The 15,844-nt window shown below is 68.4% G+C and carries 15 protein-coding genes; 13 read left to right on the top strand and 2 right to left on the bottom strand.

What is annotated here, in order from left to right:
* Positions 1 to 26: 26 nt before the first annotated feature.
* The 4 genes from dctP (H6900_08690) to H6900_08705 all read left to right on the top strand — a co-directional run bounded on the left by dctP (H6900_08690) (position 27) and on the right by H6900_08705 (position 4,459).
* Positions 27 to 1,019 carry a TRAP transporter substrate-binding protein DctP gene (dctP, locus tag H6900_08690; protein ID MCC0073352.1) on the top strand — a complete coding sequence of 331 codons (993 nt, stop codon included), beginning with the start codon at positions 27 to 29 and terminating at the stop codon, positions 1,017 to 1,019.
* A 7-nt stretch (positions 1,020 to 1,026) separates the two neighbouring features.
* Positions 1,027 to 1,563, top strand: coding sequence for a TRAP transporter small permease subunit (locus tag H6900_08695; GenBank protein MCC0073353.1), 537 nt, complete (start codon positions 1,027 to 1,029; stop codon positions 1,561 to 1,563).
* Positions 1,560 to 2,849 (top strand): TRAP transporter large permease, encoded by a 1,290-nt coding sequence (locus H6900_08700; protein MCC0073354.1) that lies wholly within the window; start codon positions 1,560 to 1,562, stop codon positions 2,847 to 2,849. The genes H6900_08695 and H6900_08700 overlap by 4 nt, the downstream gene beginning before the upstream one ends.
* 425 nt (positions 2,850 to 3,274) lie before the next feature.
* Positions 3,275 to 4,459 carry an acetyl-CoA C-acyltransferase gene (locus H6900_08705; GenBank protein ID MCC0073355.1) on the top strand — a complete coding sequence of 395 codons (1,185 nt, stop codon included), beginning with the start codon at positions 3,275 to 3,277 and terminating at the stop codon, positions 4,457 to 4,459.
* A 105-nt stretch (positions 4,460 to 4,564) separates the two neighbouring features.
* Here H6900_08705 and H6900_08710 read toward each other — a convergent pair whose 3' ends face one another.
* Together H6900_08710 and H6900_08715 are read right to left on the bottom strand one after the other, a co-directional pair.
* Positions 4,565 to 5,494 (bottom strand): NADP-dependent oxidoreductase, encoded by a 930-nt coding sequence (locus H6900_08710; GenBank protein MCC0073356.1) that lies wholly within the window; start codon positions 5,492 to 5,494, stop codon positions 4,565 to 4,567.
* Between the two features lie 5 nt (positions 5,495 to 5,499).
* The gene (locus tag H6900_08715) at positions 5,500 to 6,408 is read right to left on the bottom strand and encodes a LysR family transcriptional regulator (protein ID MCC0073357.1); all 909 of its coding nucleotides are present in this window, start codon (positions 6,406 to 6,408) and stop codon (positions 5,500 to 5,502) included.
* 88 nt (positions 6,409 to 6,496) lie between these two features.
* Between H6900_08715 and H6900_08720 the strand changes: the two genes are divergently transcribed.
* The 9 genes from H6900_08720 (at position 6,497) to H6900_08760 (ending at position 15,843) form a co-directional block, all read left to right on the top strand.
* Complete coding sequence (locus tag H6900_08720) at positions 6,497 to 8,110, top strand: AMP-binding protein (protein MCC0073358.1); 1,614 nt, start codon at positions 6,497 to 6,499, stop codon at positions 8,108 to 8,110.
* Positions 8,111 to 8,120: 10 nt separating this feature from the next.
* Positions 8,121 to 8,546, top strand: a complete 426-nt coding sequence (locus tag H6900_08725; GenBank protein ID MCC0073359.1) for an organic hydroperoxide resistance protein — start codon at positions 8,121 to 8,123, stop codon at positions 8,544 to 8,546.
* Positions 8,547 to 9,713, top strand: coding sequence for a thiolase family protein (locus H6900_08730; GenBank protein ID MCC0073360.1), 1,167 nt, complete (start codon positions 8,547 to 8,549; stop codon positions 9,711 to 9,713). It begins immediately after the preceding gene.
* Positions 9,710 to 10,963, top strand: a complete 1,254-nt coding sequence (locus H6900_08735; GenBank protein MCC0073361.1) for an SDR family NAD(P)-dependent oxidoreductase — start codon at positions 9,710 to 9,712, stop codon at positions 10,961 to 10,963. The genes H6900_08730 and H6900_08735 overlap by 4 nt, the downstream gene beginning before the upstream one ends.
* Positions 10,960 to 11,745 carry a cyclase family protein gene (locus H6900_08740; GenBank protein ID MCC0073362.1) on the top strand — a complete coding sequence of 262 codons (786 nt, stop codon included), beginning with the start codon at positions 10,960 to 10,962 and terminating at the stop codon, positions 11,743 to 11,745. The genes H6900_08735 and H6900_08740 overlap by 4 nt, the downstream gene beginning before the upstream one ends.
* The gene (locus H6900_08745; GenBank protein MCC0073363.1) at positions 11,742 to 12,527 is read left to right on the top strand and encodes a hypothetical protein; all 786 of its coding nucleotides are present in this window, start codon (positions 11,742 to 11,744) and stop codon (positions 12,525 to 12,527) included. The genes H6900_08740 and H6900_08745 overlap by 4 nt, the downstream gene beginning before the upstream one ends.
* 23 nt (positions 12,528 to 12,550) lie before the next feature.
* Entirely contained in the window at positions 12,551 to 14,164 is a 1,614-nt protein-coding gene (locus H6900_08750) for an AMP-binding protein (GenBank protein MCC0073364.1), read from the top strand.
* A 107-nt stretch (positions 14,165 to 14,271) separates the two neighbouring features.
* Complete coding sequence (dctP, locus tag H6900_08755) at positions 14,272 to 15,246, top strand: TRAP transporter substrate-binding protein DctP (GenBank protein ID MCC0073365.1); 975 nt, start codon at positions 14,272 to 14,274, stop codon at positions 15,244 to 15,246.
* 84 nt (positions 15,247 to 15,330) lie between these two features.
* Positions 15,331 to 15,843, top strand: a complete 513-nt coding sequence (locus tag H6900_08760) for a TRAP transporter small permease (GenBank protein ID MCC0073366.1) — start codon at positions 15,331 to 15,333, stop codon at positions 15,841 to 15,843.
* Position 15,844: the final 1 nt, after the last annotated feature.

Raw genomic sequence — 15,844 nt, forward strand, 5'->3', positions numbered from 1 at the left:
GAGCCCCTTCGACAAGGAGACGACAGATGAGCCTTACCACTCTTTCCCGGCGCGCGATGCTCGCCATCACGGCGATCGGACTGGCCACCCTCCCGGCGCTGGCCCAGGCGCAAACCGTGCGTTTCTCGACCGCCGGACCTGCCGGGGATTTCCTCTATCGCGGGATGGAGATGATGGCCCAACACGTGGCCGACGCCAATGTCGGCCTGACGGTCGAGACCTACCCGGCCTCGTCGCTGTTCCGGCAGGGCACCGAGGTTCCGGCGATCCAGCGCGGCAACCTGGAAATGAGCACCATGGCCGCGCCCGAAATCTCGGCGCAGATCCCGTCCTGGGGGTTCCTGAGCCGCGCCTTCTTGTTTCGCGACTATGACCACATGATCGAGGTCATGTCCGGCCCGATCGGTCAGCAACTTGTGGCCGATGTCGCCGATCAGATGGGGATCGAGATCCTCGCCGTGGCCTATCTCGGCACGCGCCAGGTCGCGTTGCACCAGGCCCGCGACGTGCACAGCCCCGAGGATCTGCACGGCGTGCGCCTGCGGATGCCCGGCTCGCCCGAATGGCTGTTGCTGGGCGAATCGCTGGGGGTCGAACCGACGCCGATGGCTATGCCCGAGGTCTATGTCGCGCTTCAGACCGGCGCCATCGACGGCCAGGAAAACCCGCTGACGATCTTCAACGCCGCGCGGTTCTACGAAGTCAGCGAACAGGTCCTGCTGACCTCGCACATGGTGCAGCCGGTGTTCTACGCGATCTCCAAGCCCTTCTTCGACGCGCTCACCGCCGAGCAGCAGCAGGCGTTGCGTGAGGGCGCCCGGATCGGCGCGGGATGGAACAACGAGCAGCGTCGGGCCGACGAGGTGTCGGTCGCGGACCGCCTGGTCTCCGAGCGTGGCCTGCGCGTCGATGCCATCGATCTGGCGCCGTTCCGCGCCAATGCCGATCGCGTTTACGCAGCGTCGGATCTGGCGGCCGAGTGGAACACCGATCTGATGAACCAGATCCTGGGTCGATAAGCCTGTCATGGCCCGCATCCTGCTCACACTCCTTGCGGGTGCCCGAGTCGTCCGCCGCCTCTCCGAGGTGGCGGCGACCCTCGGGTTCGGCGCGCTCGCGGGCCTGCTCGCCTATACCGTCTGGCAACGCTACGTGATGGGCACCCCCTCGTCCTGGTCGGACGAGTTCGCGATGATCCTGTTTCTGTGGTTGATCTTTGGTGCCGCCGCGCTGGTGGTGCCTTACCGTGACCAGATCGCGGTCGGGTTGCTGGTCGATACGGTGCCCGCCCCCTGGCGCCGCTGGCTCGAGGTTTTGGGCGCAGCCCTGGCCGGGGCGATCTTGCTGGCGACGCTGCCGGTCACGATGGATTACATCGCCTTCCTGTGGCGCGAACGCACGCCGGCGCTGCGCTGGCGGCTGAACCACGTCTATTTGATCTTTGCCCTGTTCCAGGGCCTGATTGCCCTCGGCCTGCTCTTGCGCGCGTTGATCGGCCTGATCGGTCGCGCGACGCCCTTTGACGATCCGGCCCCTGCCAACATCGAGGACTGGATCGAATGAGCCCAGCTTTTGCCACGCTACTTGTCGTGCTCGTGACCCTGGTGCTGATGCGCATTCCGATCCCCTTCGCGATGATCTGCGCGGGCTTTGTCTATCTGTGGGTGGGCGGGCAGGACATGGGGCTGGTGGTCGATCAGGTGATGAACAGCCTGTTCAGTTCCTACGTGCTGCTGGCGGTTCCGATGTTCATTCTGGCCGCGAACATGATGAACGCCGGAACGATCTCGGAACGCCTGTGGCGCGCGGCCGATGCGATGGTGGGTCGTGCGCGGGGCGGGCTGGGCCATGTGAACGTCCTGGTCAGCATCGTGTTCTCGTCGATGTCCGGCAGCGCCGTCGCCGACGCCGCGGGGCCGGGCATGATGTCGATCCGCATGATGCAGAAGGTCGGCGGCTATCCAGGAGGGCTGGCGGTGGCGATCACCGCGGCCTCGGCGGTGATCGCGCCGATCATCCCGCCCTCGATTCCGATGGTGCTGTATGCGCTCAATTCGAACACCTCGGTCGGGGCGCTGTTCCTGGGCGGCATCGTCCCCGGCCTGCTGATGGGCCTGGCCTTGATGTTGACCATCGCGATCATCGCCCCGCGCATGGGTCTGCCGGCATCGGAGGCGATGAGCGGCGCGGAGATCCGCCGGGCATTGATCGCCGCGGTGCTGCCGATGACCCTGCCGATGATCCTGCTGGGCGGCATCTGGTCGGGGATCTTCACCCCGACCGAGGCCGCGGCCGTGGGCGCGATCTGGGCCTTTCTGCTTTCGGCGGTGGTCTATCGCGCGCTGGATCTCAAAGGGCTCTGGCAGGTGCTGCGGGTGTCGATGCAGAACGCCACCGTGGTCATGCTGCTGATCGCCGGGGCGTTCCTGATCAACTACGCCGTCACCGCCGAACGCCTGGACCGTGCGCTTGCCGACCTGATCCTGTCGCGGAACCTGTCGCCCTGGATGTTCCTGCTGATCGTCAATCTGGTGTTTCTGGCGCTGGGATGCCTGATCGACACCGGCACGCTGATCCTGGTCTTTGTGCCGCTGCTGATGCCCGCCGTCGCCGCGTTGGGTATCGACCCGGTGCATTTCGGCGTGCTCATCACCGTCAACATCATGATCGGACTGGTGACCCCGCCCTTTGGCCTGCTGCTTTTCGTTCTGGGTGGCCTGTCCAGGGTCGGAATGGGCGACACCGTGCGCTACCTCTGGCCGTTCCTGATCGCCCTCGTCCTCTGCCTCGGGGTCATCACCTACGTTCCCGCCGTCGTCCTGGCCCTGCCACACGCCTTTGGATTCTAGGGTCCGGTTTCGAACGGCTTCGCGCGCAGCCTCCCCGGCGCATCCGAGGTGCCGCCGTGACCCCAGTATCCCCTGGGCATAGGTGGCGACGGTCCACATCGACGCCTTGCCCGAGGCGCTGTCGCAAGCCCTTGCGCGCGCCGTCGCTCTGCCCGGTCTCGTCGAAAGCCCGCCGGATCGCGGGGCTCGATGGCTTCCGACCATGGCCGGGGCCGAACCTGTTGGAGCCGCCGGACGGTGTGTTGAAGGCTGGCCTTTGCAGCTAGGCGGCAGTGTGGTCAGCCGGCTTGAAATCGTCAGGTCCACGTCGCCAAGGTGTTCCGCCGCGTTGCGTGGTTTTTCGTCGCCGGCCGGGTCCGGATCGCGCTAGGGTGTTCGACACCCGGCCTCACCGCCTTCCTTCCCACCTTGTTTCAGGAGTTCCCATGCAGGACGCTGTCATCGTTTCGACCGCCCGGACGCCCATCGGTCGCGCTTTCCGGGGGGCCTTGAACGCCACCAAGTCGCCGACGCTGCTGGGCCACGCGATCCGTCACGCCGTGTCGCGCGCGGGTCTGGAAGGGCCCGAGATCGAGGATTCGATCATGGGCACCGTGCTGGCCGCCGGCACCGCCGGCATGAACCTGGCGCGAAATGCGGGCTTTGCCGGCGGGTTGCCGGTGTCGGTTCCGGCGCAGACCATCGACCGGCAATGCGCCTCGGGCCTGATGGCGGTGGCGATCGCTGCCGGGATGATCCGCTCCGAGGGGCGCAAGATCGTGCTGGCGGGCGGGCAGGACAGCATCAGCCTGGTGCAAGGGCCGTATTTCGACGCGGTGACGGCGGCGCGCGATGCGAATGTGACGGCGCAGGTCGAGCACGCCTATATGCCGATGCTGCAAACGGCCGAGTTCGTGGCGCGGAAATACGGCATCAGCCGCGAGGTGCAGGACGAATTCGCGCTGGTCTCGCAGCAGCGCACGGCCGCCGCGCAGGCCGGCGGGCGGCTTGATGCCGAGATCGTGCCGATCACCACGCAAATGGCCGTCAGGGACAAGGCCACGGGCGAGGTCTCGCACAAGGAGGTGACGCTGGCCCGCGACGAGGGAAACCGCCCGGAAACGACGCTGGACTCGCTGCAATCGCTGGCCCCGGTGATCGAGGGCGGATGCGTCACGGCGGGCAACGCCAGTCAGTTGTCGGACGGCGCCAGCGCGCTGGTGATGATGGCGGCGGACGAGGCGAACGCGCGCGGGCTGGCGCCGCTGGGCATCTATCGCGGGATGGCGGTCGCGGGCTGCGCGCCCGAGGAGATGGGCATCGGCCCGATCCATGCGATTCCGAAACTCCTGGCGCAGCACGGGCTCAAGGTCTCGGATATCGGCCTTTGGGAGCTGAACGAGGCCTTTGCCTGCCAGGCGCTCTATTGCCGCGATCACCTGGGCATCGACCCCGCGATCTACAACGTCAACGGCGGCGCGATTTCCATTGGTCACCCCTATGGCATGACCGGCGCGCGGCTGACCGGCCATGCGCTGATCGAGGCCAAGCGCCGGGGCGCGCGCTATGCCGTGGTGTCGATGTGCGTGGGCGGCGGCATGGGCGCCGCGGCGCTGTTCGAGACCGCCTGACGGCTTGGCCGACCCGGCAAGCGCGCCGCCGGCGTATTCCGTCGGCGGCGTGCCGGAACCGACCCAGGGCCGTCAGTGGGCAACCGCGACCGGGTGCGGCGCGGTTCAGGGCAGGATCATCAGCCTCCCTCGCGAGACGCGGCCCTGCTCGACCATCGTCTGGGCCTCGGCGGCGCGCTCCAGCGGCAGGCGCTCGGCGATCTGGGCGCTCAGGCGGCCGTCGGCGGCCCGCGTCAGGACCTCGGCCACGGCCTGGGCGTCGTCGCGAATTCCGGCGTTCACCACGCGCACGCCAAAGTCGCGGGCGCGATCCACGATCGGGGCGGCGTTCAGCCAGACCAGCAGCCCCCCCGGCGCCAGCAGCGGATAGCAGGCCGCGTGCACCGCGCCGCCCATCAGATCGAACGCCACGCCCTGCGGCGGCAGATCGCCCGGCGCGGGCCGGTCATAGGCGATCACCCGCGCCGCGCCCAGCCCCCGCACATAATCGGCATTCGCGGCGCGACAGGTGGCGGTGACCTCGGCGCCCCGGGCGGCCGCCAGTTGCACGATCAGCCCGCCGACCGCCCCCGCCCCGGCCTGGACCAGGACCCGCGTTCCGGGGCCGACCTCGGGCGCGCGCGACAGCGCAATCCAGGCCGAGAGCCCGGCGTTGACCAGCGCCCCGGCCTCGATCAGATCCAACGCCGCGGGGATCGGCACGCACAGCGCATCGGGCACGGCGATGGCCTCGGCATGGGTGCCGGCGCGCCCGGCCGGCGGGGCCATGACGGCGACCCGGTCGCCCGGTGCGAACCGCGCGACGCCCGGACCGCAGGCAATCACGGTTCCCGCCCCGTCCCGCCCCGGGATCTTGGGGAAATCCAGCGTGAAATGCTGCGCCAGCAGGCCCGCGCGCAGCTTCCAGTCCAGCGGGGTCACGCTGGCCGCCGCCAGCCGCACCAGCACCTCGCCCGGTCCGGGGTCCGGCAAGGCCACGGTTTGGATCCGGATCACATCCGCCGGTCCATGGCGGTCATAAAGGGCGGCGCGCATGGTCGTCATAGGGTCTTTCCCGAGGTTTGTTGCGCCGACAGGGCGACAAGAATATCCATGAACCGCCGCAGCGTCGGGGACACTTCGCCGGTGCGGTGGACAAGGCACAGCTCCAGCCAGACGTCCAGATCGTGCACCCGCAACAGGTGCACGCCCGCCGGGGGCCGGTGCCTTTGCATGGAATTGGTCAGCCCGATCCCGGTCCCGGCACTGACCAGGGCCAGAATCTCGGTGTCCGATTCCAGTTCGGTCAGATAATGCGGGGTGACACCGCATTCGCGAAAACGGGTGTGCACCTCGTCAAAGAACTTTGGGCTGGATTTGCGCATGAAGCCGATCATCGGCTGGCCCCTCAGATCGGTCACGCTGACCACCTTCTTGTCCGCCAGCGGCGAATCGAAGGGCACCGCCAGGACGATTTCGTGCCGGTCCACGGGGATCACTGTCAGGTCCTCGGTTCCGGTCGCGTTGTAGACCAGCGCCGCGTCGCGTTCCTCGCGCCGGAGCGCGGCAATCTGCAACGAGGTCTGCATCGCCGCAAGGCTGAGGTCCACATCGGGATGCGCGGCGCGGAACTGCCGCAGCGCGTCGGGGATCAGCCCGTGCCAGGCAACGGCCTCGATGAAGCCCAGCCGCAACGTGCCGCGCTGCCCTTCGGCGGCGGCGCGCGCGGCCTCGGCGGCTTGCGCAAGCTGGTGCAGGACGCCCCGGGAATGATCCAGAAACACCCGCCCCGCCGGGGTCAGCCGCACGCCGCGTGGCAGGCGCTCGAACAGCGGCACGCGCAATTCGGCCTCAAGCAGTTTCATCTGCCGCGACAGCGCGGGTTGGGCGATGCGCAGACGCTGCGAGGCCCGGCCGAAATGCTCGAGCTCGGCGATGGCAACGAAATACTGAATCTGTCTCACTTCCATGCGTTTTGATAGCAAAACGGCATCAATCAATCAATCATTTTGAATTGGAAATATTGCCCGGTTCGGCGGAACCCTTTGCAGAGCGCAAGTGGAGATTCCCGTGTCAGAGTGTTCGTCCCCAGCCCACCTCTTTGCTGCGACCGCGCAGCGCAGGCCGGACCTGGTCTTCGCGCTGGCCCCGGCCTCGGCGCGGTTGCCCTGGGCCCCCGAGGGCTTTCGCCTGACATATGGCGCGGCCGAGGCACAGGTTGCCCGGCTGCGGGCGGCCTATGCGGCGGCGGGATACGGACACGGTTCGCGCGTGGCGCTGATGCTCGAGAACCGGCCCGAGATGCTGCTTCACTGGATGGCGCTGAACGGGTTGGGGGCGTCGATCGTGCCCCTGAACGGTGACATGCGCCCCGAGGAACTGCGCCACCAGATGGCCGTATCGCAGGCCGAACTGGTGATCGCGGCGCCGGGATTCGAGGGGCTGCTGGCGCAGGGCCTGCCGCGGGATCTGCCGGTGGCGGGGATGGACGAAACGCCGCCCCGGTCCCGCCAGCCGCGCGCGCCGGGCGGTGGGGCCCTGGACGACGAATCGGCGCTGCTTTTCACCTCGGGCAGCACCGGCAAGCCCAAGGCCTGCATCCTGTCGAACGGCTATTTCCTGCAACTTGCCGACTGGTATGTGACCATGCCGGGCTGCGCCGCCATGACCCCGGATACCGAGATCAGCCTGACGCCGCTGCCCTTTTTCCACATGAATGCGCTGGGGTGCACCGCGCTTGGCATGATCCGGATCGGGGGCGCCATTGTGCCGCTGGACCGGTTCCACCCCGATCGCTGGTGGGCCTCGATCGCGGACAGCGGCGCGACCATCGTGCATGCGCTCGGCGTGATTCCGGCCATTGCGCTGCAACGCCCGGCGTCGGCCGATGACCGCCGTCACAAGGCCCGCTTCACCTTTGCCCCGGGTGTCGATCCGGTGCAGCGCGCCGCCTTTGAGGATCGGTTCGGCATGACCATCGTGGACGGTTGGGCGATGACCGAAACCGGCGGCGCCGCGATCACCGACACGGCCGGATTGCCCGCGATCCCGGGCGGCCGCTGCATCGGCGCGCCCCGCGCCGGAATGGAGTGGCGGATCGTCGATGAGGCCGGGCGCAACCTGCCGGTAGGCGAGGCCGGCGAACTGGTGGTCCGGACCGCGGGCCCCGAGCCGCGGAGCGGGTTCTTTTCGGGCTATCTGGGCGATGAAACCGCGACCGAATCCGCCTGGACAGAGGGCTGGTTCCACACCGGCGACGTGATGCGCGCCGATGCGCAGGGGCTTCTCTATTTCGTCGATCGGCGCAAAAGCATCATCCGCCGGTCCGGCGAGAACATCTCGGCGCTCGAGGTCGAGCAGGCGTTGCTGGCCGATCCCAGCGTCGAAACCGCCGCTGTCACCCCCGTGACGGATGCGCTGCGCGAGGAAGAGGTTTTTGCCTTTGTTGTCGCCGGGACCGGCTTTGATCCCGACGCGCTGCTGTCCCGGCTGGCGCAGCGGCTGTCCTACCACAAGCTGCCCGGCTGGCTGATGTGCGTCACGGAACTGCCCGTCAGCGCGACGCAGAAGCTCCAGCGTGGCGAAATCCGCGCCCTGGCGCAGGCTGCCGTGGCCAATGGCCAGGCGCTGGACCTGCGCCGCGCCAAGGGCACCCAACGCAAGAAACCATGAGGATACCCTGATGACCCCTGACAAGATCCTGTACGAGGCGACCGTCACCGCGACCGGAGGGCGCGCGGGCCGGGTCGAGGCCAGCGACGGCAGCCTGTCGATGGCGCTGAGCGTGCCCAAGTCCCTTGGCGGGCCGGGTGGCGAGGGCTCGAACCCCGAGCAGCTTTTCGCGGCCGGCTATGCCGCCTGCTTCATGGGCGCGGTCGCGCTGGTCGGGCGTCAGCGCAAGCTTGCGATCCCCGCCGAGTCCACCGTGACGGCCACGGTCGGCATCGGTCCCGTGGATCCCGGCTATGCCCTGGCCGTCGAACTTGCGGTGCATCTGCCCGGTCTGGACCGCCAGACGGCGATCGAGGTCGTGGACGGCGCGCATCAACGGTGCCCCTATTCCCACGCGACGCGGGGCAATGTCGCCGTCAAGCTGACGGTGGTCTGAATGGCAGGCCCGCGCGGCTATGACGGGATTGTTCTGGCGGTGCCGGTCACGGTGCCGTCGGTCAAGAACGCACCCAAATCCACCCAGTGGTGGATCGGTCGCGCGCTGGCCGGGCTGGCGCAAGGGTCGGGCCTCTCGCACAAGGTCTTTGACGGGCTCTCGGTTGCCAGCTTTTCGCTGGCCCCGGATACCACGATCGGCCTGACGCAGCACTTCGGCCTGTCGCCGCGCTATATCGACTTTCAACCGCTGGGCGGCATGTCGGGTATCGCGGCGCTGCGCCGCGCGGCGCGGGCGGTGCAGGCGGGCGACGCCGAGATCGTCGCCTGTATCGGCGCCGATGCGAACGGGCCGCAGAGCTTTCGTCGCTCGCTCGAGAACTTCTCGCGCTCGGCCCAGGATGCGGTCTATCCCTATGGCGCGGGCGGGCCGAATGTGAACTTTTCGCTGATCGCCCAGGCGTTCATGGCCGAAACGGGGCTGACGCGCGCGGATTTCGGCCGCATCGCCGTGGCGCAGCGCGGCAATGGGCAGCTCAATCCTCTGGCGCTGATCAAGGGCGCGCTGACGCTCGATGCCTATCTGGACGCCCGTCCCATCGCGCCGCCGATCCATCTGTTCGACTGCGTGATGCCCTGCGCCGGGGCCGAGGCCTTTCTGGTGCTGCGCGAAGAGACCGCCAGGGCGCAGGGCCTGCCGTTTGTCCGGCTGACCGCGTCGATCGAACGCCACAACGCCTTTCCGGCCGACACGGTGATGCTGCGTGGTGGCTGGGCGCGCGATGTTGACAGCCTGTGGGCGCAGGCGGGGGTCGAACCGGGCGCGGTCGATCTGGTCCAGACCTATGACGATTATCCCTTTGTCAGTGCCATGCAGTTCGCCGATCTGGGTTTTTGTGACCGCAAGGATCTGGCCGAGTTCATTCACGGCCATGATTTCGGCGTCGCCGGATCGTTGCCGCACAACACCTCGGGCGGGCAGTTGTCCTGCGGGCAGGCGGGGTGTGCGGGCGGATATCTGGGGCTGGTCGAGTCGATCCGCCAACTGACCGGGCAGGCCGGCGCGCGACAAGTGGCGCGGGCCCGGCGCGCGCTGGTATCGGGCTTTGGCATGATCGTGTTCGACCGCGGGCTGGGCTCGGGCGCCGCAATCCTGGAGGCCGCATGACCGATCCGTCGCACACCAGTCCGACCCGCGCCAGGGCCAATCCTCTGCGGCGCACCCGGCGGCCCCTGTTGCCGCCCGACGCGCGCAGCCGCGCGGCGCATCTGCTGACCGCCGCGGCCGCTCGGGGGCGCTTTGATCTGCCCTGTTGCAGGGGCTGCGGCCGCTTCGTCTGGCCAATCCCCGAGGCCTGCCCCGATTGCCTGTCCGAGATCGCCACGGCGCCCGCGCCGCGCGGGGCGCGCGTGATCTCGATCACCACCGCCGAGATGCCCGCCGACACCTATTTCCGCGAACGCGCCCCCTGGCGCGTCGGTCTGGTGACGCTGGACTGCGGCCCTCAGGCGATCGTCCACATGCACCCCGACGCGGTGCCCGGCCAGGACGTTCGGCTGACCCTCATGCTCGACCGCGCGGGGCAGGCCGTTCTGCACGCCGCCCCGAAAGGAGCCGCCATGCAGGCCGATCCGCAATACCGCGAGATGACCGCCGACCCCGCCGCGCGCCGGGTGCTGATTACGGATGCGCGCCACCTCGCCGCGCTGCCGCTGGCCCGCGCGCTGATCCAGGCCGGGGCCCATTCGGTCCATCTGGGCGTCCCCGAGGCGTGGAAACCCCTGCCGACGCGCGCCGCGTTCGAGGCGATCGCCGGCGTGCGTCTGGTTGATCTGGACATCACCTCGGACCGCTCGGTCACCGATCTGGCCGCGGATCTGGCCGGCAAGGTCGAGATCCTGGTCAACACCGCCGACCTGCCGCGTCCGGGCGGGCTGCTGGGCCCCGCGGCGCAGGTGCAGGCCCGCGAGATGTCCGAGGTGATCGCGCAAGGTTTGATGCGGCTGGCCCGCGCCTTTGGCCCGGCCATGGCCGGACGCGGTGCCGATGGTCCCCACGGCGCTGCCGCCTGGGTCAACCTGCTGTCGGTCTTTGGTCGCGCGACACCGCCGGGTTGGGCGGGCTACGGCGCCGCCCACGCCGCCGCGCTGTCGCTGTCGCAGGTGCTGCGCGCCGAACTGGGCGCGGGCGGGGTGCGGCTTGTCACCGTGCTGACCGGCCCGACAGACGACGACTGGTTCCAGACCCTGGGCGCGCCCCGCGTCACCGGCCCGGCGCTGGCCAATGCCATCCTGAAGGCCCTGCGCGAGGGGCTCGAGGAGGTTGCCGTGGGCGATGTCGCCCTCGATCTGATCGCCCGGCTCGAGGAAAACCCGAAGGCCGTGGAACGGGACCTGGCGCGGGGGAGCCTGTCATGACGCGTGTTCTGGAAACCCTGGCCCGGGCGCTGAGCGGCGGCGGCGTGCGGATCGTCGATCTGACGCAGACCCTGCGCGACGATTTCCCCACCATCGTCCTGCCGCCCGAGTTCGCTCCGTCCGCCCCGATCCGTATCGAGCGTGTGTCGCATTACGATGCCGCCGGGCCATCGTGGTACTGGAACAACCTGTCCTTTGGCGAACATTCGGGCACCCATTTCGACGCGCCCGCGCATTGGTTCACCGGCCGCGACCGGCCCCTCGGCACCGTGGACACGATGCCCTGCGCGCATATGGTGGCGCCGGCGTGCGTGATCGACTGTTCGGACGGGGCCGCGCTGGACGACGATTTCCTGCTGACCCGCCCGATGATCGAGGCCTGGGAGGACCGGCACGGGGCGATTCCCGCCGGCAGTTGGGTGCTGATGCGCACCGACTGGTCGGCCCGATCGGGCGCCGCCTATGCGGGGCTGCGCGACGATGGTGCCCATACGCCCGGCCCCGACGCCGAAGCGATTCGGCATCTGGTCCATGCGCGTGGTATTCTGGGCTTTGGCACCGAGACCATTGGCACGGATGCGGGGCAGGGCGGGCATTTCGAACCGCCCTATCCCGCCCACCACTATCTGCACGGCGCCGGCCGCTACGGGCTGCAATGCCTGACCAACCTTCATCTGCTGCCGCCCAAGGGCGCGATGCTGATGACCGCGCCGCTCAAGGTTCACGAGGGATCGGGCAGCCCGTTGCGCGTGCTTGCTCTGGTAGAGGGAGAGGACGAATGAAGATCTGGTGGCAAAGCTTTATCGATTCGCAGACGAGCGAAGCCTATATCGCGCGGCTGACGACCTATTTGAACACCATCGCCAGCCCGGGCACCACGGTCGAGGTGCACGGCATCACGCCGCCGGATCGCGGCTTTTCGCGACTGTCCGAGTTTCGCTGCGCGATCAGCGCCATCAACAACGGGATCGAGGCCGCCGAGCGTGGCTATGACGCCGTCGTCATGGGTCATTTCCAGGACCCGGGCCTTTACGAGCTGAAATCCGCGGTCGCGATTCCGGTGATCGGCACGGGCGAGGCGACGCTGCATCTGGCCGCGCAATACGGTCGGCACCTGGGCTTGGTAACGCTGGACGATGTGTATCGCGCGATGCACCGCGAGCAGGCCGATCTCTACGGGTTGGGCGGCCGCGTTACGCATGTAGCCGGGCTCAATGTCGAACCGTCGGATTTTTCGGCGGCTTTTGCGGGCGACGATGCGGCCCAGGCGCGCATGATTGCCGCGCTGCGCGCGGTCGCCGAGCCGATGGTGGCGGGCGGCGCGGATGTCATCATCCCGGCGGGGGTGTTGCCCGGGTTGCTGGTCAGCGCCGAATTCGGGCTGCGGATCGGTCACGCGCCGGTGGTGAACTGCGCGGCGGTGGCGCTCATGCAGGCCGAGATGCAGGTGCGTCTGCGCGCGCTCAACGGGTTGGACCTGGCCGGCGGCGGCTATTGCGCTCGCGCCCCGGCGAACGCCGTGGCCGATTTCCGCGCGCTGGCCGCCCGGGGCGTGGGGCAGTGACGCGCGCTGCCTCGCCTGCGGCCCTGCTGGCGCAGCAGGCGCAGGTCTTTGGCGCGTCTGCGCTGTTCGTGATCCCCGCCGCCGTCGCAGACCTTTGGGGCGAGGCGCGCCGGACCTGGACCTATGCCGAGGCACAGGCCCAGGTCGAAACCCTGCGCGCGGCGTATCGCGCGGCGGGTTTCGGCCCCGGTCACCGCGTGGCGCTGCTGCTGGAAAACCGGCCCGCGCATTTCCTGCACTGGCTGGCGCTGAACGGGTTGGGGGTCTGCGTGGTCCCGCTGAACCCGGACGCGGCAGCGGACGAACTGGCGTGGATCCTGGCGCATTCCGATGCCGGTCTGATCGTCACCTTGTCGCAGCGACGGGACCAGGTCGCGGGCCTGGGGGTGCCGGTCCTGCTGGACGGCGATACCCCGCCCGCGGTGCCCGCGGCTGGCGATGGCGGCCAGCATTGCGCGCTGATCTACACCTCGGGAACCTCGGGCAGGCCCAAGGGGTGCCAGTTGTCCGACGCCTATTTCATGGCCTGGGCCGACTGGTATCTGGCGCAGCCCGAGCCGATCGCGCTGCGCCCCGGGCGCGAACGGCTGCTGACCCCGATGCCGTGCTTTCACGTCAACGCGATGGGCAACAGTTTCATGGGGATGCTGGCCAGCGGCGGGGCGCAGATCATCGTCGATCGCTTTCATCCGCGCCAATGGTGGGACACCGCGATCGAGACGGGGGCAACCTGTTTCCACTATCTCGGCGTCATGCCCGCGATGCTGCTCAACCTGCCGCCGGCGCCGCATGACCGGGCGCACGGGCTGCGGTTCGGGTCTGGCGGCGGCGTCCACCCCGACAACCACGCGGCGTTCGAAGCGCGCTTTGGCGTGCCTCTGATCGAAGGTTGGGCGATGACCGAGACCGGCGGCGCCTGCATCCTCTCGTCGTTGCCCGGTCCGCGCCATGTCGGCACCCGCTGCATCGGCCGCGCCGACCGACCCGGCCCGAAGATGGAGGTGCGCCTGATCGACGGGCTGGACCGCGAGCTTGTCGGCGAGGGCGAAGGCGAGATGTGCGTGCGCGCGGCGGGCCCGGACCCGACCGCCGGGCTGTTCAGCGGGTATCTGAAGGACCCGGTCGCCACCGACGCCGCCTGGCAGGACGGTTGGCTGCGCACCGGCGACGTGGTGCGGCGCGGCCCGGACGGCGCGCTGCATTTCGTGGACCGGCGGCGCAACGTGATCCGCCGCTCGGGCGAGAATATCGCCGCGCTCGAGGTCGAGGGCGTCCTGGCCAGCCACCCCGACGTGGCGCAGGTCGTGGTCGTGGCGCTGCCGGACCCGGTGCGCGAGGAAGAGGTGATGGCCGTCGTCGTCCCCCAGGCCGGGACCGAGGGCGGCGCGCTGGCCCGGGCGCTTTTCGCGCATTGCGCGGACAAGCTGGCCTATTTCAAGGTGCCCGGTCTGGTGATGTTCCGCGACGCGCTGCCGGTGACCAGCACGCAGAAGATGCGTCGCGTCAGCGCCACGGCCTTTGCCGCGAACCCTCTGACCGACCCACGCGCGCATGATTTCCGCGCCGAAAAGCAGGGCCTGCGACGTCAGACCACGCCTGCCCACGCCCCAGCAGAGGAGGATCGCGTCGACCCCTGACACGACATGAGATGACCTGACCCACCGGCACGATACGGCGGTCGTCAAGCAAGACCGGAACCCCCGGGACACCGCCCTGTCCGACAGAACCAACACGGAGTCACACCATGAAGTTCCTTTATTCCGCGGCGCTCGCCGCAACCCTCGCCTTGACCGCGCAGACCGCGGTGGCCGAGGACGTGATCAACGCCGTCCACTTCACGCCGGCCTCGACCGATTTCTCGCAAGAGTTCCTGCGCTTCGTCGAAGCGGTGAACACCCGTGGCGAAGGCATCGTCCGGATCGACGTGCGCGGCGGACCCGAAGTGATCCCCAGCCCGCAGCTTGGCACCGCCCAGCAATCGGGCCTGATCGACATGATCCACAACCCCGCCGGCCTGTATCTTGAGCTGGTGCCCGAGGGCGAGGTGCTGTCGGCCGGGTCGGTCTCGCCGATGGAAGCGCGCGAGAACGGCGGCTGGGATCTTCTGTCGTCGATCTACCAGGAAAAGGCCAACGCGCGGCTGATCGCGCATCTCGATGCCTCGGCCGGGTTCCATATCTGGACTGTGGACGAGCCGCAGCTCGATGCCGACGGGATGATCGATTTCTCGGGGTTGGTGCTGCGTGCCTCGCCGCTCTATCGCACCTTCTTCGAGACGCTGGGCGCGACCTTCGTCATCCTGCCCGGGTCCGAGGTCTACACCTCGCTCGAGCGGGGCGTGATCAACGGCCTTGCCTATCCGGCGCTGGGCTATCACGCGTTTGGCTGGGACCGTTTTACCCGCTACCGGGTCGATCCGTCCTTTTTCCGGATGGACGTGCTGATCTCGATGAACAACGATGCGTTCGAGGCCCTCTCGCCCGAGGCGCAGCAGATCATCCTGGAGACCGGTCGCGAGTTCGAGCGCACCAGCTACGAGGAAACCGCCGCCCTGGCCGAACGTCTGCGGCAGGAGATGGTGGATCTTGGCCAGCAGGTCGTCGAGATGACCGGCGAGGGCCGCGCGCGGTTCCTCGAGACCGCGGCCAATGCCTCGTGGCAGCGGATGGAAGCGCGTGATCCGACCCATGTGGCCGAACTGCGCGCGCTCTTCCAGTAAGCGTTCCGGGGCGCGCCCTGCGCAAAGGGCGCGCCCCGACTCACCTGGCCGTGCTATACGGTGCAAAGGTGTCGAGGGAAGCGAATGAAAACCATATTTGACCTGTCCGGCCGGCTTTGCTGGGTCTTGTCGGTCATCGCGCGGGCCCTGATCGGCCTGCTTGTGCTGATCGTCGTTGCCGATGTCGCCGTGCGCAATTTCGGGTTCAGACCGTTGAGCTGGGCGGTGAACAGCTCGGAATTGCTGCTGCTCTACATCACGTTTTTTTCCATTCCCTGGTTGGTGCGCAACAAAGGGCATGTGTTCGTGAGCTTCCTGCGCATCGCGCTGTCGGACGCCGGAAAGCGCGTGCTGGCCAGGATCGTGTATCTGGGGTGCGTGGCGCTCTGTCTCTACCTGGGTTGGGTCGCACTGACATCGATGCAGCTGGCGATTGCGCGCAACACCTATGAAATGCGCAACTTCGACATCCCCAAATGGGTGATCTTCGCGCCGATGACGCTGGCCTTCTTCCTGGCCGCGCTGGAATGGCTGCGCTTCGCACTGGGGTTCGACGATTACTACGACAGCGACCCGCTGGCGAACGGGGGACACTGAG

The sequence above is a fragment of the Rhodobacter sp. genome, from assembly GCA_020637515.1.
In the GTDB taxonomy this organism is placed as follows: domain Bacteria; phylum Pseudomonadota; class Alphaproteobacteria; order Rhodobacterales; family Rhodobacteraceae; genus Pararhodobacter.